18 protein-coding genes are annotated in these 19,784 nt (G+C 71.2%); 13 read left to right on the top strand and 5 right to left on the bottom strand.

From position 1 onward, the window contains the following. Positions 1-84: 84 nt before the first annotated feature. The 6 genes from tsf (at position 85) to ACZ6NZ_RS17625 (ending at position 6,764) form a co-directional block, all read left to right on the top strand. Entirely contained in the window at positions 85-912 is an 828-nt protein-coding gene (tsf, locus tag ACZ6NZ_RS17650; RefSeq protein ID WP_366608267.1) for a translation elongation factor Ts, read from the top strand. Between the two features lie 161 nt (positions 913-1,073). Beyond that, positions 1,074-1,841: a UMP kinase gene (gene pyrH / locus ACZ6NZ_RS17645; RefSeq protein WP_030335195.1), complete on the top strand. Its 768-nt coding sequence runs from the start codon at positions 1,074-1,076 to the stop codon at positions 1,839-1,841. Positions 1,842-1,923: 82 nt separating this feature from the next. After that, positions 1,924-2,481 (top strand): ribosome recycling factor, encoded by a 558-nt coding sequence (gene frr, locus ACZ6NZ_RS17640; protein ID WP_088946658.1) that lies wholly within the window; start codon positions 1,924-1,926, stop codon positions 2,479-2,481. 401 nt (positions 2,482-2,882) lie between these two features. Then, positions 2,883-4,304 (top strand): phosphatidate cytidylyltransferase, encoded by a 1,422-nt coding sequence (locus ACZ6NZ_RS17635; RefSeq protein ID WP_465859016.1) that lies wholly within the window; start codon positions 2,883-2,885, stop codon positions 4,302-4,304. A 104-nt stretch (positions 4,305-4,408) separates the two neighbouring features. After that, on the top strand, positions 4,409-5,566 hold the full coding sequence (gene rlmN / locus ACZ6NZ_RS17630) for a dual-specificity RNA methyltransferase RlmN (RefSeq protein ID WP_091400305.1): 1,158 nt from the start codon (positions 4,409-4,411) through the stop codon (positions 5,564-5,566). A gap of 31 nt (positions 5,567-5,597) precedes the next feature. Beyond that, on the top strand, positions 5,598-6,764 hold the full coding sequence (locus ACZ6NZ_RS17625) for a DivIVA domain-containing protein (protein ID WP_465859014.1): 1,167 nt from the start codon (positions 5,598-5,600) through the stop codon (positions 6,762-6,764). Between the two features lie 87 nt (positions 6,765-6,851). Here the strand turns inward: ACZ6NZ_RS17625 and ACZ6NZ_RS17620 are convergent, their stop codons facing one another. Further along, a complete protein-coding gene (locus tag ACZ6NZ_RS17620) occupies positions 6,852-7,073 on the bottom strand; it encodes a DUF2631 domain-containing protein (protein WP_036412111.1) in 222 nt (73 codons plus the stop codon). A 198-nt stretch (positions 7,074-7,271) separates the two neighbouring features. On the opposite strand from ACZ6NZ_RS17620, the gene ACZ6NZ_RS17615 reads away from it, so the two are divergent. Continuing rightward, entirely contained in the window at positions 7,272-8,852 is a 1,581-nt protein-coding gene (locus ACZ6NZ_RS17615; RefSeq protein WP_465859012.1) for a Rieske 2Fe-2S domain-containing protein, read from the top strand. Between the two features lie 126 nt (positions 8,853-8,978). Beyond that, entirely contained in the window at positions 8,979-9,686 is a 708-nt protein-coding gene (locus ACZ6NZ_RS17610; RefSeq protein WP_366608272.1) for a TMEM175 family protein, read from the top strand. On the opposite strand, the gene ACZ6NZ_RS17605 is transcribed toward ACZ6NZ_RS17610, so the two are convergent. The 3 genes from ACZ6NZ_RS17605 to ACZ6NZ_RS17595 form a co-directional block, all read right to left on the bottom strand. Further along, positions 9,667-11,262 carry a phytoene desaturase family protein gene (locus ACZ6NZ_RS17605; protein ID WP_465859010.1) on the bottom strand — a complete coding sequence of 532 codons (1,596 nt, stop codon included), beginning with the start codon at positions 11,260-11,262 and terminating at the stop codon, positions 9,667-9,669. The two genes, ACZ6NZ_RS17610 and ACZ6NZ_RS17605, sit on opposite strands and share 20 nt — an antisense overlap. A gap of 145 nt (positions 11,263-11,407) precedes the next feature. Next, on the bottom strand, positions 11,408-13,369 hold the full coding sequence (locus ACZ6NZ_RS17600; RefSeq protein ID WP_465859006.1) for a HAMP domain-containing sensor histidine kinase: 1,962 nt from the start codon (positions 13,367-13,369) through the stop codon (positions 11,408-11,410). Further along, positions 13,359-14,054: a response regulator transcription factor gene (locus ACZ6NZ_RS17595; protein ID WP_355005218.1), complete on the bottom strand. Its 696-nt coding sequence runs from the start codon at positions 14,052-14,054 to the stop codon at positions 13,359-13,361. Before ACZ6NZ_RS17595 ends, ACZ6NZ_RS17600 begins: the two co-directional genes overlap by 11 nt. Before the next feature lie 113 nt (positions 14,055-14,167). Here ACZ6NZ_RS17595 and ACZ6NZ_RS17590 point away from each other — a divergent pair, with 113 nt between their 5' ends. The 4 genes from ACZ6NZ_RS17590 to ACZ6NZ_RS17575 are packed head-to-tail and all read left to right on the top strand — an operon-like array spanning position 14,168 to position 17,796. Beyond that, positions 14,168-14,779, top strand: a complete 612-nt coding sequence (locus ACZ6NZ_RS17590; protein WP_465859005.1) for a hypothetical protein — start codon at positions 14,168-14,170, stop codon at positions 14,777-14,779. Next, positions 14,766-15,899 (top strand): efflux RND transporter periplasmic adaptor subunit, encoded by a 1,134-nt coding sequence (locus ACZ6NZ_RS17585; RefSeq protein WP_465859004.1) that lies wholly within the window; start codon positions 14,766-14,768, stop codon positions 15,897-15,899. The genes ACZ6NZ_RS17590 and ACZ6NZ_RS17585 overlap by 14 nt, the downstream gene beginning before the upstream one ends. Continuing rightward, a complete protein-coding gene (locus tag ACZ6NZ_RS17580; RefSeq protein WP_465859484.1) occupies positions 15,899-16,588 on the top strand; it encodes an ABC transporter ATP-binding protein in 690 nt (229 codons plus the stop codon). Before ACZ6NZ_RS17585 ends, ACZ6NZ_RS17580 begins: the two co-directional genes overlap by 1 nt. Beyond that, positions 16,585-17,796: an ABC transporter permease gene (locus tag ACZ6NZ_RS17575; protein WP_465859003.1), complete on the top strand. Its 1,212-nt coding sequence runs from the start codon at positions 16,585-16,587 to the stop codon at positions 17,794-17,796. The genes ACZ6NZ_RS17580 and ACZ6NZ_RS17575 overlap by 4 nt, the downstream gene beginning before the upstream one ends. 149 nt (positions 17,797-17,945) lie before the next feature. Here ACZ6NZ_RS17575 and ACZ6NZ_RS17570 read toward each other — a convergent pair whose 3' ends face one another. After that, the gene (locus tag ACZ6NZ_RS17570; RefSeq protein WP_465859002.1) at positions 17,946-18,773 is read right to left on the bottom strand and encodes a YhjD/YihY/BrkB family envelope integrity protein; all 828 of its coding nucleotides are present in this window, start codon (positions 18,771-18,773) and stop codon (positions 17,946-17,948) included. Between the two features lie 51 nt (positions 18,774-18,824). Here ACZ6NZ_RS17570 and ACZ6NZ_RS17565 point away from each other — a divergent pair, with 51 nt between their 5' ends. Continuing rightward, on the top strand, positions 18,825-19,376 hold the full coding sequence (locus ACZ6NZ_RS17565) for a GNAT family N-acetyltransferase (protein ID WP_465859001.1): 552 nt from the start codon (positions 18,825-18,827) through the stop codon (positions 19,374-19,376). Positions 19,377-19,784 lie beyond the last annotated feature (408 nt).

Raw genomic sequence — 19,784 nt, 5'->3', positions numbered from 1 at the left:
GGTACGCCGGGCACCATCCGCCCGGATCCGGGTAACCGGCATCTCTGACCATCCACACGCCGTCTCAACACCGAAGAGAGAGCCATGTCCCAAATCACCGCCGCGGACGTCAAGAAGCTCCGCGACCTCACCGGCGCCGGCATGATGGACAGCAAGAAGGCGCTGACCGAGGCCGAGGGCGACTTCGACAAGGCCGTCGAGATTCTGCGCGTCAAGGGCGCCAAGGATGTTGGCAAGCGGGCCGGCCGTACGGCCGCGAACGGCCTGATCGCCCACTCCGGCAAGGCGCTGCTCGAGCTGAACTGCGAGACCGACTTCGTCGCCAAGACCGAGTCGTTCATCGCGCTGGGTCAGCAGCTGGTCGAGCACGGCGAGCGCGCCGGCGTGAACTCCGCCGAGGAGCTGCTCGCCACCGAGCTCGACGGCAAGGTCATCGCGGACCTGATCCAGGAGCAGTCCGCCAAGATCGGCGAGAAGCTGGTGCTGAACCGGTTCGCCCGGGTCGAGGGCACCACCGCCGTCTACCTGCACCGCAAGGCCCAGGACCTGCCTCCGGCCGTCGGCGTGCTGGTGTCGTACACCGGCAAGACCGACGAGGCCGGCGACGCCGACGCCCGTGGTGTGGCCATGCAGATCGCCGCGATGCGGCCGAAGTACCTCACCCGGGACGAGGTTCCGGCCGAGGTCGTCGAGTCCGAGCGGCGCATCGCCGAGCAGACCGCCCGCGAGGAGAACAAGCCCGAGGCGGCCCTGCCGAAGATCATCGAGGGTCGGGTCAACTCCTTCTTCAAGGACTTCGTCCTGATCGAGCAGGCGTCCGTCTCCGACAACAAGAAGTCGGTGAAGCAGCTGCTGGCCGAGGCCGGCATCGAGGTCACCCGCTTCGTGCGGTTCGAGGTCGGCCAGGCCTGAGCCGCCACCGGGCGCCATGCGCGCCCGTGGGCAGAAGACGTCAACGAGGAGGCCGCCGGTGTACGTGACAGGCACCGCGGCCTCCTCGTCACATAGGGTCGGCAGCGGCAGGTTCGCGGTACGCGCCGCACGGGGCGTGCGCGTGGGGAAGGGCGGGGCGGATGACGCAGGTTGTGAGTGACCGGACGCTGGAGCTGGACGATCCGACGGCACCGCCGCCGGGGCGCGCCCGCCGGGTGGTGCTGAAGCTCTCCGGTGAGGTTTTCGGTGGCGGCGCGATCGGCGTCGACCCGGACGTCGTCCAGGCCATCGCCCGGCAGATCGCCACAGTGGTCCGCCGCGGCGTGCAGGTCTCCGTGGTGGTCGGCGGAGGCAACTTCTTCCGCGGCGCGGAGCTGCAGAAGCGTGGGATGGACCGGGCCCGCGCCGACTACATGGGCATGCTCGGCACGGTGATGAACTGCCTCGCGCTCCAGGACTTCCTGGAGAAGGAGGGCATCGAGACCCGGGTGCAGAGCGCTATCACGATGGCCCAGGTCGCCGAGCCGTACATCCCGCTGCGGGCCATCCGGCACCTGGAGAAGGGCCGCGTGGTGATCTTCGGCGCCGGCGCCGGGATGCCGTACTTCTCCACCGACACGGTGGCCGCCCAGCGGGCGCTGGAGATCCGGGCCGACGTGGTGCTGATGAGCAAGAACGGCGTGGACGGCGTCTACACCGCCGACCCGCGGATCGACCCCACCGCCAGTAAGCTCGACTCGATCACCTTCTCCGAGGTGCTGCGCCGCAACCTGCGGGTGGCCGACGCGGCGGCGTTCAGCCTCTGCATGGAGAACGGCCTGCCGATGCTGGTCTTTGGCGCGCAGGGTGACGACACCATCATCCGCGCGGTGGGTGGCGACAAGATCGGCACCCTGATCACCGCCTGAGTCCGCCCACCGGTGACGACGACAGCGGTCTGACGACTTTCAGCAGAGCCCACCACGAGCACAGAAGGAGGCGAGGAGACCGGTGATCGACGACACCCTCCTCGAGGCCGAGGAGAAGATGGAGCGTGCGGTTGAGCACGCCAAGGAGGAGTTCGGCGCCATCCGTACCGGTCGCGCCAACGCCGCCATGTTCTCCAAGGTCATCATCGACTACTACGGCACGCCCACGCCGCTGACGCAGATGGCGTCCATCGCGGTTCCCGAGCCGCGGATGGCGATCATCAAGCCGTACGACAACTCGCAGATCAACGCGATGGAGAAGGCGATCCGCGACTCGGACCTCGGGGTGAACCCGAACAACGAGGGCAACCAGCTGCGCATCCTGCTCCCGCAGATGACCGAGGAACGTCGCCGCGACATGATCAAGGTGGCTCGGCACAAGGGCGAGGAGGCCAAGGTGGCGATCCGCAACGTCCGCCGCCGTGGCAAGGAGGAACTGGACCGGATCGTCAAGGACGGCGAGGCCGGCGAGGACGACGGCCGCCGCGCCGAGAAGGAACTCGACGACCTGACCCAGCGGTACGTGGCCAGCATCGACGACCTGGTGAAGCACAAGGAAACCGAGCTGCTCGAGGTGTGAGCCCTGCTCCGAGGCCCGTTCCCGACGTCGGGAACGGGCCTCGTTCCGTACCTGGCTCAGCAGGGGGTCCAGACGGTCCTGGTGTCCGGCGCGACCTCAGCGGAGCATGCCGGGCGGGTTGGCGCGGTGCTCGATCGCGCACCGGACGAGCTGTCCGCCGTACCGGATGGGTGTGCGGCGGGCCGGCGGGCCGGCGGTGCCGGGTGACGTCGGTGGGCGTGCCTCGTCCGCCGTGCCGATTCGGCCGGTGCAGTAGGCTCGGCAGGATTCCCGGCCACCGGGTGGTGAACACCGGGGATCGACCGACCGTCGGGGCGGTCAATCGGAGGAACATCGCACGTGTAGGGGATGCTTGTGGTCTTGCGTCATGTGGTGGTTCTCGTGCCGCTTTGCGGTGCGTGATGTCCCACCCCGACCCCTACGGCAGTGAGCCCCGCGGCTGGGACCGCCCGGAGCGCCCGGTGGCGCTGCCCTGGCCGGACCAGGAGCTGGAGGCCGGTCAGTGGAGCCGCCGTCCGGCCGCCGGCCCTGAGCTGTACGCCGACCCGCCCGCCCGGCCGTACGCCGACCCGCGGCCCGCGGACCCGTACGACGAGCGTGGCCGCCCGGTCCGCCCGGACGACCGTTTCGACGACCGGGACCGGCGCGACCGTTTCGACGACCGGGACCGGCACGTGGACGACCGCAACCAGCCCGACCGGTACGACGACCGGGGTCGCGGTGACCGCTACGGTGACCGCGCGCCCGCCGGTGCGGACGGTGCCCCTGCCCGCGGCGGCCTCCCGCCTTTCGGTGAGCCAGGCCGGTACGGCGGCCCGGGACCGTTCGACGGGCCGGTCCGTTCTGACGACGATGCCGATTACCCGACCGCGCAGCTGGCGCCCATCGGGGCGGAGATCGGGCCGGATCCAGAGCCGGTTGTGGAGCCGGAGCCGACGACCGGTCGACGGTCGAAGGGGCGACGTCGGGCCAGCCTCGACCGACCGGCCACCCAGCAGGTGGGCACCGGGCGAGCCGGGCGCAACCTGCCCGCGGCGATCGGGGTCGGGCTCGGCCTCGGCGCGTTGATCGTGGTGCCGCTGGCCTTCTATCCGTTGGCCTTCCTGCCGGTGATCGCCGCCGCGGTCGCCGTCGGCACCTGGGAGATGGCCCGCGCGGTACGCCGCAGCGGCGCGCACCCGCCGCTGGTGCCGTTGATCGCCGGCGGCGTGTTGACAGTGGGTCTGGCCTGGTACGCGGGCCCGGACGCGCTCAGCCTGGGGCTGCTGGTCACCGTGCTGGGCACCATGATCTGGCGGTTGGGTGACGGGCCGGCCGGCTTCCAGCGGGATCTCACCGCGGCCACCCTGATCGCCGTCTACGTGCCGTTCCTCGCCGGTTTCGCGGCGTTGCTGGCGGCGGCTCCCGACGATGGGCATCTGCGCATCCTGGCCACGCTGATCGGGGTGGTCCTCTCCGACACCGGTGGCTACGCGGCCGGGGTCTCCTTCGGCAAACACCCGATGGCCCCGTCGATCAGCCCGAAGAAGTCCTGGGAGGGCTTCGCCGGCTCGGTCACCGCGGCGGCCCTGGGCGGAGCGTTGCTGCTGTGGCTGATGTTCGAGGTGGCCCCCTGGTGGGGTGCGCTGTTCGGGGTGGCCGTCTCCTGTGCGGCGGTCCTCGGCGACCTGGCCGAGTCGATGATCAAGCGGGATCTCGGCGTGAAGGACATGAGCAACCTGCTGCCCGGTCACGGCGGTCTGATGGACCGGCTGGACTCGATCCTGTTCGCGGTGCCGACGGCCTACCTGCTGTTGGCGGTCTTCGTGCCGGTGGTGAGCTGAGGTATGAATCACGGCGACCTGGTCATCCGACTCCGGCGGTCGCGGCCCGTCCGACACCTCCGGACCGGCAGCCGCCGCCGACGGCGTGACACACTGGACCAGCCATGACGAGCCTGCCCCTGATCCCCGCCATCTCGGTCGCCCCCGCCGCGCGCCGGGCCTCCATGCCCCCTCAGCACCTCGCTGACCTGGACCTGGCCGGTCGCCAGGCACTGGTCACCGGGCTGGGTGAACCGGCCTTCCGCGCCAAGCAGGTCTCCAACCACTACTTCGGGCGGTTGGTCCGCGACCCGCAGGCGATGACTGATCTGCCCGCGGCGACCCGGGAGCGGCTGGCAGACCAGTTGCTGCCGACGTTGCTCAACCCGGTGCGCGAGCTGGCCTGTGATGACGGCGCGACCCGCAAGGCGCTCTGGCGGCTGCACGACGGTGCGCTGGTGGAGAGCGTGCTGATGGGTTACCCGGACCGGGTGACCGTCTGCATCTCCAGCCAGGCGGGTTGCGGCATGGCCTGTCCGTTCTGCGCGACCGGGCAGGCCGGGCTCACCCGCAACCTGTCGACGGCGGAGATCGTCGACCAGGCGGTCTACATGGCCGGGGTGGCGGCCTCCGGCGTGGTGGCGGGTTCCCCGCCGAGGCTGTCGCGCGTCGTCTTCATGGGCATGGGCGAGCCGCTGGCCAACTACAACCGGGTGATCGCGGCGATCCGTCGGCTGGTCAGCCCGGCTCCGGAGGGGCTCGGCCTGTCCCAGCGGCACATCACCGTTTCCACGGTTGGCCTGGTTCCGGCCATCCACCGACTGGCCAGCGAAGACCTCTCAGTGACCCTTGCGTTGTCGTTGCACGCGCCCGATGATGATCTGCGCGACGAACTCGTGCCGGTAAACCAGCGCTGGAAGGTAGCCGAGGTGCTGGACGCAGCGTGGGACTACGCCGCCCGGACGGGCCGCCGCGTGTCGATCGAGTACGCGATGATCAAGGACGTGAACGACCAGCCGTGGCGAGCCGACCTGCTCGGGCGGCTGCTGGCCGGCAAGTTGGCCCACGTGAACCTCATTCCGCTCAATCCGACGCCGGGCAGCCGCTGGGACGCGAGCCCGAAGCCGGTCGAGCGGGAGTTCGTCCGGCGGTTGCGCGACGCCGGGGTGTCCACCACAGTTCGGGACACCCGAGGTCGCGAGATCGACGGCGCGTGTGGCCAGCTTGCCGCTGCCGAAGACAACGACACCAACACCGACCGCGCCGGAGAGGCACCGGCGTGACCGGGCGTGGCGAACGAGACCAGGAGACATAGTGGCGAGTCAGGGTCAGCGTTTCCGGCGCAAGGCGCTCCGCCGGGGATACAAGGTCGACGAGGTGGATGCCTTCCTCGACCGGGTCGAGGCGACGCTCGACGGCCGACAGGTCGGTGCCCCGGTGGCCTCCCAGGAGGTTCATGACGTCGTCTTCCGGGTCCGCTTCAACGGCTACGACGAGTGGCAGGTCGACCTGCACCTGGACCGGGTCGAGCGGCAGTTGGCCGAGCTGGAGGAGCGCAACAACGCCGGGCGCGGCGGCGACCCCCGGATGGGTGACCGGATGGGCCCGCCGGACCGGATGGGTCCGCCGATGCGTGACGACCGGGGCATGGTCCCGCAGCCGATGCCGCCCCGGCCGATGCCCGCGCAGCCCGGCCCGCCCTACGGCCGCTACGACGAGCCGACCGGTGCCTTCGCCGGTGGGTACGACGCCCCCCGCGGCGGTGGTTACGACGCGCCACGTGGTCCGGCCGGCCCGCCGATGGGTCCCGGTGGCCCGATGGGCCCCGGCCCGATGGGTGGCCACGGTATGCCGCAGCGCGGCCTGCCCGCCGGTCCCAGCGGGTACGGCCCCCCGGACGACCAGCGCTCACCCGGTGGCTACGGCCCGGATGATCAGCGCGGCGGGTACGGTCAGGACGACCAGCGCGCGCCCGGCGGTTATCCGCCGCCGCCGGAGGAGCCGCGCTTCGACGGCTTCGAGGCCGGGCGGCACGGTCGCGCCGACATGACGGCCGAGATCCGGATGCCGGAGCGGGATCTGCGCGACATGCGCCGTGGTCCGGCCGGTCCGCCTCCACTTCCGCAGCAGGGCATGGGCGGCCCGCCGATGGCCGGTCCACCGCCGATGGCCGGTCCTCCTGCGGTGGCCGGTCCGCCGATGGGTGGTCCGCCGATGGCCGGTCCGCCCGGCAGTGACCTGTACCGGGTCGACCAGATCCGTCGCAGCTTCCAGGTGCGCCGGTTCGGCAGCGGGTACGACCCCGACCAGGTGGACCGGTTCTTCGACACCCTGCTCGGTGGCATGCAGCGCCGCAACCCGATGCCGGTCGACCCGAAGGACCTGGACACGCTCCGGTTCGGCCTGGTGCCGGGTGGCTACTTCGAGGCCGAGGTCGACGCCGCGCTGAAGGACGTGCAGGACATTCTCTTCGGGCGCTGACCCCGACGCGACACGGACGAGGGCCCGTCCCCCGGGTGGGGGCGGGCCCTCGGCGTACGTCGGCCGGTCGTCCGGCGGTGGGTCGGGTCAGGAGCGCAGACCGCTGCGCCGCAACACGATGTCGCCGATCACGATGATCAGCAGCAGCGCGGCCAGGCCGATCAGCCAGATGTCCTCGACCCTGCCCTCGTGGTTGCCGCAGATCATCGCCAGCAGCGCCAGTGCGGACAGCACGGCGCCGATCTGCCCGGCCTTGCGGTGCCCGGGCTTGTGCTGGTCTGGCGACGTTACCGGCTCGCTTCCTGCCACTGTCGGTCCTTCCCTCGCGATCGGATCTTTGGTTAGTCTGGCACGCCTCGTACGCGGTGCGGTGGGGTGGGGGTTTCCTGGCCATCGGCCCTGCCCCACCTGGGCTGGACGGCACTACCGGCGTCGCGGGGCGGCGGTCAGACTCGCTCCGGTAGCGTTTGGCGTACACCTGATTGTCTGTTTGAGGGGGACTGTGCGGTGCGAGTGACCGGAACCGGGCACGCCAGCATGCGGATCGACACGGCCGCGGGCAGCATCCTGTGCGACCCGTGGGTCAACCCGGCCTACTTCGCGTCGTGGTTCCCGTTCCCCGACAATTCACTGCTGGACTGGGAGAGTCTGGGTCAGGTCGACTACCTGTACGTCTCCCACCTGCACCGGGACCACTTCGACGCGAAGCACCTGCGTGACTTCGTCTCGAAGGACGCCACGGTCCTGCTCCCCGAGTTCCCCACCTCGGAGATGGAGGACGAGTTCCGGGCGCTGGGCTTCACCAAGTTCCTGAAGACCCCCAACGAGCAGGTGGTGGAGCTGCCCGGCGGTCTGAAGGTCATGATTCAGGCGTTGACCAGCCCGACCGACGGGCCGATCGGCGACTCGTCCCTCTGGGTCGAGTACGACGGGGTGCGGCTGCTCAACCAGAACGACGCCCGCCCCACCGACCTGAGCCTCTTCGCCGAGCTGGGGCACGTGCACGCGCACCTGCTCCAGTTCTCCGGCGCGATCTGGTATCCGATGGTCTACGAGCTGCCCCAGGCGGCGAAGACCGCGTTCGGCAAGCAGAAGCGCGACCGGCAGTTCGACCGGACCTGGCGCTACATCGACGACCTGAAGGCGTCGCACGTCTTCCCGATCGCCGGCCCGCCGTGCTTCCTCGACGACGAGTTGTGGCAGTTCAACGACATCCACGGCGACGAGGGCAACATCTTCCCCGACCAGTCGGTCTTCCTGAGCGAGTACGCCAAGGTCGGCGGCACCAACGGGATCGTGCTGCTGCCGGGCAGCGTCGCCGAGGTCACCACCGAGGGCGCGAGCACCACCCACCCGGTGCCGGTGCAGGAGTTCTTCGCCAACAAGGTCGCCCACCTGGAGGAGATGCGGGAGCGCAAGCGTCCGATCATCGAGGCGGAGAAGGCGTCCTGGCGGCATCCCGAGGTGGACGTGCTCGGCGAGATGAAGCGTCGGATCGAACCGCTGCTCGACGAGTCGATCTACTTGGCCAAGGGGGTCGGTGGCCCGGTCCGTTTCGACCTGGTCGGCTACGACGGCGAGAGCGTCGAGTCGATCGTGGTGGACTTCCCGGGTAAGGAGGTCCGGCCGTACGCCGACGAGAAGGTCCGCTACCGGTTCCGGATGGAGCGGTCGCTGATCGAGCACCTGCTCTTCATCGACGAGGTGGACTGGGTCAACTCGCTCTTCCTGTCCTGCCGGTTCTCGGCGGCCCGGATCGGCCAGTACAACGAGTTCGTCTACGCCTTCTTCAAGTGCCTCTCCGAGGAGCGTCTCCAGTACGCCGAAGGCTGGTACGACGAGCACGAGCGCAGCACCGACGCCGAGGACATCACGCTGGGCGACTGGGTGGTGCAGCGGCGCTGCCCGCACCTGAAGGCCGACCTGACCCGCTTCGGCATCGTCGACGGTGACCAGCTCACCTGTCAGCTGCACGGCTGGCGCTTCGACCTGCCGTCCGGCCGCTGCCTGACCAGCGTTGGCCACAAGGTACGAGCCCACCGGGTGGACGCGGAGACCCCCGCCCCGGCCGGCGAAGCGGTGATCTGACCCCCACCCCACCCGCGATCTTGCACTTTCGGACCCAGCAAAGTGGGGCAATCGCCCCATAGCGGCGACAAAAAGTGCAAGATCGCGGGTGGGGTGACCGCGCGGCGACCGGGCTTGGGGGTGTGAGTGGCGGGGGCGGACGCGCGGGAGAGCGAGTACCGGTACGGGCGCGGCCGGGAAAAGGCCCGGGACGCCGCTCGGGTGGAGACGTTCAGCGACGGGGTCTTCGGGGTCGTGCTGACGGTGATGGCCGTCGAGCTGCTCCAGACCGGCCCGGCCAGGGAGAGCGGGCGAGAGCTTCCAGACGCCCTGGCCCACGCCTGGCCGTCCTACCTGGCGTACGTGATCACCTTCGCGATCGCCGGGCAGGTGTGGCTCGCCCACCACAACCTGTGGCGGTACGTGGCCCGGGTGGACCAGATGCTGCTGGTCTTCAACCTGCTCGTGTTGCTCTTCATCGCCACGATCCCGTTCACCGCCGACCTGCTGTCGGACAACCTGCGGGGCAGCCCGACCGAGCAGCGGCTGACCGCCGCCCTCTACGTCGGCACCGTGCTCGGTGAGGCGATCTTCGTGAACCTGACCTGGTGGTGGGCTCGTCGGCGCGGACTGCTCCACCCCGACCTGGATCCCCGGCTGGCCAGGGCCGTCGCGCGGCGGATAGTGCTGAAGCCCCTGTTCTACCTGGTCGCGTTCGCCATCGTCTTCGTCAACCCCATCCTCAGCCTGTGCGCGTACCTGCTGCTGGTCGGCTTCTACCTGATCGGGGGTCCGGGTGACCTCCGGCCCTCCGCCCGCGCCAGCACACTGCCGGTCAGCGGCCGAGGTCGGTGAGGATGCGGCGGGCGGCATTGTGGCCGGCCGCGCCGATGACGCTGCCAGCCGGGTGGCAGCCGGCGCTGCCGGCGTACACACCGTCGACGCCGGTGGCGTACGGCATCCGATCGGTGAACGAGACGGTGTTGTCGACGTGGTGGATGTGGCCGCCGGTGATGCCGAAGTGCTCCTCAATGCCGGGCGGCGGCAGCGGCACCGCGTCGGCGATCAGCTCGCCGGTGCCCGGGGCGTACCGCTCGACGATCCCGAGCAGCCGGTCGACGTAGCCGGGCAGCTCCGCGTCCCAGGTGGTGCCGGCCAACTCATAGGGGACGGACTGCACGAACAGCGCCGACGAGTGGTGCCCAGCGGCGTCGGAGAGCGACGGGTCGACAGTGGTGTGCAGGTACCACTCGATGGTGGGCTCCGCCGGCAGCAACCCGGCCTGCACGTCCGCCCACATCGCGCGCAGCGCGGTCATCGGTGAGGTCTGCGCCCCGCCGACCAGCGACGCCGACCCGGGCAGCAGGTGGATCGTCGAGCCGAACGGGCTCGGCGTGCCGTCCGGCAGGCAGGAGAACCGCGGCAGCCCGGTGAGCGCCAGGTTGAGCTTGAGGGTGGTGCCGGGCCGGCGGACCGCCGCCATCCGTTCGCCCAGCCGCGCCGGGAGCGCGCCGTCGGGCAACAGCTCCATCATCCGGTACGGGTCACACGCGCCGAGCACCACCCGGGCGGCGACCTCCCGACCGTCGGCCAGCACCACTCCGCTGGCCGCGCCGCCGTCCAGGGTCACCGCGTGCACCGGCGTACCGGTCAGGATCGTTGCTCCGGCGGCGCGCGCGGCCTCGGCGAAGGTCCTGGAGACGGTGCCCATCCCACCCTCGGCGATCATCCAGGTGCCGCCGGAGCCGGGCAGTCGGCACATGTTGTGCACGAGGAAGTTGTGGCCGGTGCCGGGGTCGTCCGGGCCGGCGTTGAGCCCGGACAGACCGTCGGTGACCGCGTACATGCTGACCAGCAGCTCCGAGCGGAACTCGAACCGGGCCAGGTAGTCGGCGACCGAGCCCTGCACGAGGTCGACGAAGACCTGGCGCAGCGCCGGACGGACGTGCCGCTCGGCGGTCTCCTGGACGCTCAGCGGCTCGGCCAACCAGGCCGGGGCGAGGTCTTCCCGCAGCGCGGCCAGCTCGGCCTGCATGGCGTCGTCGGCGGCCACGTCGGCGGGGGAGAAGAACTCGGCGAGCTGCGCCCGGGTGGCGGCGGTGTCACTGCCGAAGAGCAGGTACGGCGAGCCGAGGCCACCCGGGGTGGGGAGGAAGTAGTGCGGGTCGCGGCGCAGCACCGGGATCCGTACGTCGAGCGTGGCGAGCAGTTCCGGGGGCATCAGCCCGAGCAGGTACGACCCGGTGGAGTGGCGCAGCCCCGGCACCTTCGGGAACGGGTTTTCGGTGCGGGTCGCGCCGCCGATCACGTCGGCTGCCTCGAGCACGAGGACGTCCAGGCCGGCGCGGGCCAGCAGGACAGCGGAGACCAGACCGTTGTGCCCGGCACCGATGATCACGACGTCGGCGCGGGCCGGAATCTCACTGCTCATACCACCGCACCCTAGCCCCACCACACCCCAACCCCACCCACCCCGCTCCCCACCCGGGTCCCACCCTGCTCCCCGCCCGGGTCCCACCCTGCCCCGTTGATCATGAAGTTATTGCCACTCTGCGCGGCGTGTCGGGGCAATAACTTCATGATCGATCCGGCGGGACGGGACGGGACGGGGTGGGGTGGGGCGGGGCGGGGCGGTGGGCGGGGGATGGGGGGATGGGGGGAGATGGGGGGAGGGTGGGGAGGTGGAGGGTGAAGGTGGAGCCTTGGGTGGGGGTGCTGGTGGCGTTGACTGTGCCGCCGTGGGCCTCGGCGAGCTTGCGCACGATGGCGAGGCCCAGGCCGCTGCCGCCGGTCTGCCGGCTCCGGGACTTCTCGGCCCGCCAGAAGCGGTCGAAGACCCGGGGCAGGTCCTCGGCGCTGATACCGCTGCCGGTGTCGGTCACCGAGATGGTGACCTCGGCGTCGGTCGCGCTGGCGCTGATCGTCACGTGCCCGCCCGACGGGGTGTGCCGTACCGCGTTGGCCACCAGATTGCCGACGGCCTGGCGGAGTCGCACCGGGTCGGCGTCCACCCGCGGGTCGGCCTCGGTGCATACCGTGATGGTGACGCCGACCCGCTCGGCCTGGGCCCGGTGCGCCTCCGCGACCTGGGCGAGCAGGTCGGTGAGGTAGACCTCTTCACGGTGCAGCCGCAACGCGCCCGCGTCGGCCTCGGCCAGGTCCTGCAGGTCGGTGATCACATGTTGGAGCAGTGTCGCCTCCTCCAGCAGTGAGGCGAGCAGCCGGCGGTCGGGGGCCGCGACGCCGTCTTCGACCGCTTCGAGCCAACCCCGGATGTTGCTCACCGGCGTACGCATCTCGTGGGCGATGTCGCTGACCATGGCCCGGCGTAGCTGCTCCAGCCGTTCCCGCCGTTCGGCCATGTCGTTGAAGGCCTCGGCCAACCGGGCGATCTCGTCGCGGCCGGTCACCCGGACCCGGGCGGCCCCGTCGCCGTCGCGCATCCGTTGGGCGGCCCCGGTCAGCGCGTGCAGCGGGCGGGTCAGCCGGATGCCGGCGAGGACGGTGAAGCCGATCGTGACCAGCAGGACGAGTCCGGCGACCGCGACGATGCGGGTCTGATTGGCGGGGGAGAGGTCGAAGGTCGTCGAGGGGCGACCGCCCGGGTCGGTGACGAAGAGGGTCGCGGCCGGGGCGACGTACGGGAGGAGTTGTTCGCGTCGACTGGTGCCGACGCAGGCGCTGACCGACCGGTTGTGCTCCTGGTCGACCCCGGCCGCGCTGCGGGAGTCGGGTGCGCTGGCCGCCGGCTGCCTCGTCCAGGTCCAGTTCAGGTCCACCTGCACGGCGGGCAGGCGTCGCCGCGCCAGGCAGGTGTTCACCAGCGCGTTGAGCTGGGCGAGCGCCTTGCCCTCGGTGGCCGTACGGGTCGCGAGTTCTTCCCGCAACTGAGCGCAGACGGCACTGTTGGCGAGGTCGGTGCCGGGGGTGTCGAGGCGGGGGCGGCCGGTGGGCCCGTCCACGACGGTGGCGTCGATCTGCGCCCGGAGCCGCAGACACTGGGCCGCCCGGGCCGCCTTCTCGCGCAGCGCGGCGCGCTCCTCGGGCGGGAGCAGGTACGGCCCGGTGGTGCGCGGGTCGATGCGGCTGGTGCCGCCGTCACCGCTGCCGCCCGCCGGGGTGGTGCCGCCGTCACCGCTGCTCGACGGGGTGGTGCCGGGCATCAGGGCGGTGTCGACGGCGAGCGCGTCGACAGTCGCGGACGACGTCGTCGGCAACGGGCCCGCTCCGGGGGCCGAGTCCGCGATCGGCGCACCGGTCTCGGTGGTCAGGGCGATCCGTCGGCCGACGTCCTGGGCGAGCGGCCGGAGGGTCGCGTCGACTCCGTCCCAGCTCGGGTGGGTCGCCGCGTACGCGAGCACCGTGTCGTAGATGCGCGCGTCGTCGGCGAGCGCCTGACCCTGCTCCTGCCGGATCGCTCCGGTGGTGGTGCGCACGGCCAGCCAGGCGGTCGCCGCGATCGAGCCGATGGCGATGAGGACGGCCAGCGCCAGCAGTCGGAGCAGCAGGCTGCGGCGCAGCGGGACCTCACCCGACACGGGGTGACTCTTCGACGAGCTTGTATCCGATGCCGTACACGGTCACCAGCCGGGCCGGCTTGCGCGGGTTCGGCTCGATCTTGCGGCGGAGGTTCATCACGTGCACGTCGACGGTCCGGTTGGTGATGTACCTGTCGAACCCGTGCAGGTAGCCCAGGAGCTGATCCCGGGTGAACGCCCGGGAGGGCTGAGCGGCCATCGCCTGGAGCAGCTGGAACTCGCCGGGTGTGCAGTCTACGAGGCGTCCGTCGCTGCGTACCTCGTGGCGCACCGGGTCGACGTGCACGGCGCCGACCCGCAGCACCGGGTCCGCCGGCGTCCGTTGGCCCCGGCGCAGCAGGCTGCGGGCCCGGGCGACCAGTTCACGGGGGCTGTACGGCTTCGTCATGTAGTCGTCGGCGCCCAGGTCGAGGCCGAGCAGCAGGTCGTCCTCGGTCGACCTGGCGGTCAGCATGAGCACCGGCAGGTCGGACTCCCGGCGCAGAATGCGACAGACGTCCAGGCCGTCGACCTTCGGCATCATCACGTCGAGGACGAGCAGCGCCGGGGGCCGCTGACGGATCTGCTCCAGGGCGGCCCGACCGTCGGCCACCACCGTCACCTCGTGCCCCTCGCGTTCCAGATAGCGGCGGGCCAACTCCGCCTGCTTCTGGTCGTCCTCGGCCACCAGCACGTACGCACACACGGCAGCGACTGTACGTGGCGCGGCGGAGTTCCAGTGCGGCCGCTGAGCTGGGGCTATCGGATGACGACCGCTTCCTTACAGGTCTCTGACACCCGGGCGTGAAGCTGCACGCCATGACCAACTCAACCCATCGGGTCGCGGCCGGGCTCGCCGCCGCCACAGTGCTCGTCGCCGCCCTGGCCGGCTGCGGCGGCGGCGGTGACGCCGACAAGGACACCGCCAGCGGTACGGGCGAGGTGGCGTCGCTGACCACCCCGTCCGCCTCGGCGAGCGCTACCGGCACTGCGGTCAGCGGCCGTCCACAGCTGCGCCTCGACAGCACCGACGAGGAGGAGAATCAGCTCTGGGGGTTGTACAACATCTGCCTGCACGACAACGGCGTGAAGCTGAACGACGGCCGGTCCCGGCCCGGCCCGGTGGGGGACGGCACGGGCCTGTCGCTGGACCAGAGCGGGGAGCCGAAGGCGGCGTACGTGGCGTGCGCCAACAAGCTGCCGCTCCAGCCGCCGGAGCTGGATCCGGACAAGAACCCGAACTACGTGAGCCAGTGGAACGACTACGTCCAGTGCCTGCGCGGGCGCGGGCTGAAGATCCATTCACTGCCGGACGGCTCGGGCTGGACCTACGACGACGGCGTCGCCGACCCGACCAACGGGCTTGAGGGTGCCGCGATGGACAAGGTCGAGCGGGACTGCACGATGGAGATCTTCGGTGCCAAGAAGTAGCCCGGACGACGATCCTGGTCGGCGGACGACCCGGCGTACCGCGATCGGGGTGGCGGCGGTGACCCTGGTGGTCGCCGTCGGTGCCGGCGTCGGGGCGCTGGCCGTGCGCCACGGTCCTCGGGACGACGCCACGGACGCCCCACCGCCGGTCACCACGACGACGGTGACCCGGGCCGACCTGTCGGACAGCCGCTCGCTCAACGGCACACTCGGCTTCGGCCCGGAGCGGTTGGTCAAGGGTGCCGGGGAGGGCGTCGTCACCCGGCTGCCGAAGGTGGGCGACACGGTGGCCCGGGGCAAGCCGCTCTACTGGGTCAACGACCGACCGGTGCCGGTGCTGTTCGGCGGGACGCCGCTCTTCCGCACGCTCGACAAGCCGGGTCTGGTGGGCAGCGACGTGCGGATCGTGTCGGACAACCTGAGGGCGCTCGGCTACCACACCGGCTCGCAGCCGTCGCGGACCACCGACGGCACGAAGATCGACGCCGGTCAGGCCCTGCTCACCACGAGCCTCGTCGGCGCGATCAAGAAGTGGCAGCAGGCCGTCGGCCTGGACCCGACCGGCGCGATCGCGGTCGGGCAGGTCGCGGTGCTGGCCGGGTCGGCCCGGGTCAGCGCGGTGAAGGCGCTGCCCGGTGACCCGGTCGCCGGTGAGCTGCTGGCCGTCACCGAGAAGGTCAAGCTGGTCACCGTGCCGGTCGGGGCCACCGACGTGGGCGCCATCACGGTGGGTGCCGCCGTGGTCGTCGCCCTGCCGGACAGCTCCGAGATCCCGGCGAAGGTCGCCTCGATCTCGCAGACGGTGCGCGGCGGTGGGTCGGACGGCGGCACCGGGCAGGGCAGCCCGCCGACCGTGGACGTCCTCGTCGCGCCGACCCGGGCGGCGGATGTGGCCAAGCTGGACGCGGCCACGGTTCAGGTCCGCTTCACCACCACCGTCCACAAGGGCGTGCTCGCGGTGCCGGTCGGCGCGCTGGTGGCGCTGCGCGAGGGTGGACATGCGCTGCAACTGCCCGACGGTGCGCTGGTGGCCGTGGAGACCGGGATGTTCGCCCGGGGCCTGGTCGAGGTCAGTGGCACCGGTGTGACCGAGGGCCTCGACGTGGTGACGGCATCGTGATCGCCGAAGCGGTGCTGAACGTCGAGGGAGTCAGCAGGACGTACCCCGGCGGGGTGACCGCACTGGACGACGTCTCCCTGACCGTGCGCGCCGGGGAGATGCTCGCCATCGTCGGGCCGTCCGGGTCCGGCAAGTCCACCCTGCTGAACATCATGGGCACCCTCGATCTGCCGAGCAGCGGTCGGGTACGCGTCGCCGGGCAGGAGGTCACCGCCCTGTCCGACCGTCGGCTCTCCGCGCTGCGGGGCCGCTGGCTCGGCTTCGTCTTCCAGCAGTTCCACCTCACCGACGGGCTGGATGCCGCCGAGAACGTCGCCACCGGCCTGCTCTACGCCGGGGTGCCCCGGCGTCGCCGTCGCCGCACCGCGATCGAGGCGTTGGCCCGGGTCGGCCTGGCGCACCGGGTGAACCACCTGCCGCAGCAGCTCTCCGGCGGGGAGCGGCAGCGGGTGGCGATAGCTCGGGCGCTCGTCAACGAGCCGGCGCTGGTGCTGGCCGACGAGCCGACCGGTGCCCTCGACACGGCGAACGGGGAGGCGGTTCTCGCCCTGCTCACCGACCTCAACGCGGAGGGCACCACCATCGCCGTGATCACCCACGACCGCGATCTCGCCGCCCGTACGCCTCGACGGGTGGAGATCCGCGACGGCCGGATCGTTGCCGACACCGTCGCCGGGGGTGGGGCGTGAGCGCGTCCCCGGGTGGCACCCGGTCGACGCGGCTCGCCCCGACCGACGTACTCCGGCTCGGTCTGCTCGGCCTGACCACCCGCCGGATGCGGGCGGTCCTCTCCGCCCTGGGCATCTCCATCGGCATCGCCACGCTGGTCGTCGTGGTGGGTATCCCCGCGTCCAGCCAGCGCGGCCTGATGGAGCAGCTCTCCGCCCTCGGCACCAACCTGCTGCGCGCCGAACCCGTGCCGGATCAGAACCCGCCCGTCCTCCTGCCCGAGGACGCCGCCGCCATGGCGTCGCGGATCGGGCCGGTCCACGCGGCGAGCGCGGTCGCGAACACCCACACCGCCGTACGCCGAAACGACCTGCTGGACCGGTACGACACGTCCGGGCTCACCGTGCTCGCGTCCCGGCCGGACCTGTTGGGGACCGTCAACGGCCGGGTCCGCAGCGGCCGGGCCCTCGACGACGGGTCGGCCCGGCTTCCGACCGCTGTCCTCGGCTACGTCGCGGCGAGCCGGCTCGGCTTCGCCACTGTGGACCCCCGGCAACCACCCCAGGTGTTCATCGGTGAGCGCTGGTTCACGGTGATCGGGATCCTGGACCCGTTGCCGCTCTCCCCGGATCTCGACCGTTCGGTGCTGGTCGGGTGGGACGCCGCCAGGGCCATGCTCGGCTTCGACGGTCACCCCACCGTCGTCTACCTGCGGGCCAGGGAGGACGCGTTGGAGGACGTCCGTGCCGTGCTGCCGGCCACCCTCAACCCGCAGCTGCCCGGGCTGGTCCAGGTCAGCCGCCCTTCCGACGCGCTCGCCGCGAAACGGGCCACCGAGGACAGCTTCTCCGCGCTGTTCCTCGGGCTGGCAGCCGTCGCCCTGCTGGTCGGCGGGATCGGGGTGGCCAACACGATGGTCATCTCGGTGCTGGAACGTCGTCGGGAGATCGGCCTGCGCCGGGCGCTCGGCGCGAACCGCGGCCAGATCCGGGTGCAGTTCCTCACCGAGTCGGTGCTGCTCAGCGTGCTCGGCGGTGCCGCCGGTGCCGCCCTGGGGGTGCTCGCCACGGTCGGCTACGCCAGTTACCAGGGCTGGCCGCCCACCATCCCACTGCCCGCGGTGCTCGGCGGAGTAGCCGCCGCCCTCCTGGTAGGCGTGGTGGCCGGCGTCTACCCGTCCATCCGAGCCGCCCGCCAAACCCCCACCGAAGCCCTGACAACCCCCTGACAGGTCCCCGCTGCCGGTGACCTCCTTGGTTGATCATGAAGTTATTGCCACTCGGCGCGGCGGGTCGTGGCAATAACTTCATGATCAACGGGGTGGCGGGGTGGGGCGGGGTGGGGGTGGGGGTTGGGTGGGGGTTGGGGTTGGGTGGGTTAGCGGCGGGTGGTGCGCCAGGTTGAGAGGGCCAGGGTGGCGGAGTAGCCGGCCAGGACGATCACGTGGAACAGGTAGAGCCAGAGGAGGACGGCCACGCCCGCGCCGATGTCGTCGAAGCCGCCGAAGGGCACTCCCAGGTCCAGTGGGAGTGAGGCGAAGAGCACGAAGCCGTGCAGGAAGCCGGAGAGGTTCGCCGCGGTGAACGAGCCGATCCCGAGGGTGGAGAGCCAGTCCGGTGAGGCCGGCCCGACGACCCGGAACACCCACACCAGCACCGGCGTCAGCACCAGCCAGACCGCCAGGAAGGACAGCACCACGCCGAGCACACCGAGCCAACCACCCTGGCGTACGAGGCGGGTGGTGAGCGGAAGCGCCAGCAGGATCGACAGCAGCAGCGCGGGGGCCGGCGCGAGCAGTGGCAGCAGCAGGAGCCGGCCCCGCCAGCCGACCAGGTGCTCGTCGGAGCGGGGCGCGGCCACCGAGACGAACGCCCGGCGCAGGCCCTCGCCGTACAGCGAGGCGGGCAGCAGGGAGGCCAGCGCCAGCAGCGGGGTCAACCCCACCCCGGCCTCGACCAGCGCCTCGACCGCCCGGGGCGCGCCGATCGCGGTGGGCAGGGCCTCTACGGCGTACGAGGTGAGCCGGCGTACCCGGTCGGCCCCGGCCACCAGCGCGGTGAGCCAGATCGCCAACAGGGCGACCGGCACCACGGCGATCGCCCCATAGAAGGTGATCGCGGCGGCGTGCAGCGACAGGTCCCGTCCGCGCACCGGACGGAACGCCGCACTGATGATCCGTTTCGTGCGCTGCCATCCGTTGCCCATCGGGTCCTCCTTCCCTGTCGCCGAGGCTGTCACTCCTTAAGATCGCCGGTCATGACTGTTCTCACCACCGAACGCCTGATCCTGCGCGATTGGACCGCCGATCCGGCCGATCTGGCCAGGATCTACGACATCTACTCCCGTCCGGAGATCAGCCGTTGGCTGGGAGTCGCCCCGGGTCTGCCGCTGACCGACCCGGCGCAGGCCGTCGAGCGGCTGCGGATCTGGCAGGAGCGGCACGCCGCCGACGGTGGCCGGTACGGCACCTGGGCGATCGAGGTACGCGAGACGGGACTGGTGGTGGGCACCGTTCTGCTCAAGCCGTTGCCGGGGCGCGACGAGTCGCGCCGCAGCGACGACATCGAGGTCGGTTGGCACCTGCACCCGGACGCGTGGGGCCACGGCTTCGCCACCGAGGCGGCCCGCGCAGCGGTCGACCGGGAGTTCGCCGCCGGAACCCGAGAGATCTACGCGGTCGTGGCGCCGGGCAACGAGGCGTCGATGGCTGTCGCCCGGAGGCTGGGCATGGTCCATGTCGGCCAGCGCACCGACTGGTACGGCGGGGAGCTGCTGGAGACGTTCGTGCTGACCGCACCAGATGCCTGATCGTTCCCGCACGACCTGACGCAAGATCCGCGCAAACTCGGGGAAGGTGCTGCCTCCAGTCGTCGGGAGGCAGCACCTTCTCCGAAATTGCCTGCAGGTCGGGCCGTGGATCGACGCCCAGGGCAGACAAGTCCGTCAATAGTCACCGTGGTCGAAGTGTTGACGCTCCGGTAGCACGTCAGTAACCTTTGGGCCAAAGTAACGCAAGATTTCGACAAAGGTGTGCACGGTTCTGTGCACACACCCGGAAAATTCAACGGGCCTCCTGGGGAGGCCCGTTGATGGTCGTACCCCTCTGGTGTTTCCAAGGCGGTCGGCGCCCCCGCGCCGCCCGTCCACCCGTCTCTCTCGACACCGGCCCTCCCGCTTCGGCCGGCGCTGCACCGCCGCACCCCCACCCCCGTGGTC

The sequence above is a fragment of the Micromonospora sp. NPDC047756 genome, from assembly GCF_055587245.1.
Note: the sequence above shows the minus strand (reverse complement) of the source record. Positions and strands in the feature narration are given on the sequence as shown.

What these genes read in the sequence shown, in the direction of transcription:
- tsf (WP_366608267.1), top strand. Translation starts at nt 85, where the DNA reads ATGTCCCAAATCACCGCCGCGGACGTCAAGAAGCTCCGCGACCTCACC.
- pyrH (WP_030335195.1), top strand. Translation starts at nt 1,074, where the DNA reads ATGACGCAGGTTGTGAGTGACCGGACGCTGGAGCTGGACGATCCGACG.
- ACZ6NZ_RS17635 (WP_465859016.1), top strand. Translation starts at nt 2,883, where the DNA reads ATGTCCCACCCCGACCCCTACGGCAGTGAGCCCCGCGGCTGGGACCGC.
- rlmN (WP_091400305.1), top strand. Translation starts at nt 4,409, where the DNA reads ATGACGAGCCTGCCCCTGATCCCCGCCATCTCGGTCGCCCCCGCCGCG.
- ACZ6NZ_RS17605 (WP_465859010.1), bottom strand. Translation starts at nt 11,262, where the DNA reads ATGAGCAGTGAGATTCCGGCCCGCGCCGACGTCGTGATCATCGGTGCC.
- ACZ6NZ_RS17590 (WP_465859005.1), top strand. Translation starts at nt 14,168, where the DNA reads ATGACCAACTCAACCCATCGGGTCGCGGCCGGGCTCGCCGCCGCCACA.
- ACZ6NZ_RS17570 (WP_465859002.1), bottom strand. Translation starts at nt 18,773, where the DNA reads ATGGGCAACGGATGGCAGCGCACGAAACGGATCATCAGTGCGGCGTTC.
- ACZ6NZ_RS17565 (WP_465859001.1), top strand. Translation starts at nt 18,825, where the DNA reads ATGACTGTTCTCACCACCGAACGCCTGATCCTGCGCGATTGGACCGCC.